The following is an 843-nucleotide window of genomic DNA, read 5'->3' as shown; positions in this document are numbered from 1 at the left end:
GCCGCATAACCTGGGCGCACTGCTGCAAGGCAAGTGCTTGTCGCACAAGCAAAAAGGTGTTGCTTGAGACATGTCGCTCCCGTGTTATGCGATGGTTGTTACAAACGAAGGCTACCGGAACCGGCGGGGGAGGTCAACGCAGGCTGTTGCACTTGTATACCATTGACCGGATGTAATCGATCGATTACGATGACGCATGATCAGTGTGAAGGCACTCCCGGAGTTCACCCGTTGGCTGGACGACTTGGCTGACGCCAAGGTGAAGGCAATTGTTGCCGCGCGCGTTCGGCGCTTGTCCTTCGGGCTTCCCGGGGACGTTGCTCCGGTGGGTGAGGGCGTGTCTGAGTTGCGGATCCACCTTGGCGCGGGCTGGCGGGTGTACTTCATCCAGCGGGGTACACAGGTCATCGTCCTGTTGGCTGGAGGCTCCAAGAAGAGCCAGGCAGCAGACATCCGTAAAGCCAAGGCATTGGCAAAGACGCTGGAGTAAGGAATAGCCATGAGCAAGACCGTCAAAGTCACTGAACTGGCAGAGTTCGATGCCGCACCTTACCTGGACTCGGAAGAGGCCATCGCGGCCTACCTGACCGATGTTCTGGAAGCTGGCGATCCTGCGCTGCTTGCCGCGGCACTGGGCGACATTGCCCGAGCACGAGGCATGACAGAAATTGCCAAAGCATCCGGCATTGCCCGCGAGGCGCTTTACAAAGCACTGAGAGCCGACGCACAGCCGAGATTCGACACGATCAGCAAGGTGTGCGCAGCTTTGGGCGTCAAACTCGTTGCGCAGCCGATTCACGCCTGAAGTTATTCCAGAGCGGTACTTTTGTGTGGCCTAACGCC

General features: G+C 58.4%; 2 protein-coding genes. Both read left to right on the top strand.

From position 1 onward, the window contains the following. Positions 1 to 196: 196 nt before the first annotated feature. Entirely contained in the window at positions 197 to 490 is a 294-nt protein-coding gene (locus tag EYS42_RS16880) for a type II toxin-antitoxin system RelE/ParE family toxin (protein ID WP_130969379.1), read from the top strand. A gap of 9 nt (positions 491 to 499) precedes the next feature. After that, positions 500 to 805 (top strand): addiction module antidote protein, encoded by a 306-nt coding sequence (locus EYS42_RS16875; protein ID WP_207301185.1) that lies wholly within the window; start codon positions 500 to 502, stop codon positions 803 to 805. The last annotated feature ends 38 nt before the right edge of the window (positions 806 to 843 follow it).

The sequence above is a fragment of the Aquabacterium lacunae genome, assembly GCF_004310865.1.
Classification (GTDB): domain Bacteria; phylum Pseudomonadota; class Gammaproteobacteria; order Burkholderiales; family Burkholderiaceae_C; genus Aquabacterium; species Aquabacterium lacunae.
The sequence above is the reverse complement of the archived record's forward strand: the minus strand, read 5'-3'. Positions and strand labels throughout refer to the sequence as shown.

Excerpts from the sequence above, each read along its gene's own strand:
- EYS42_RS16880 (WP_130969379.1), top strand. The coding sequence starts at position 197 with ATGATCAGTGTGAAGGCACTCCCGGAGTTCACCCGTTGGCTGGACGAC.
- EYS42_RS16875 (WP_207301185.1), top strand. The coding sequence starts at position 500 with ATGAGCAAGACCGTCAAAGTCACTGAACTGGCAGAGTTCGATGCCGCA.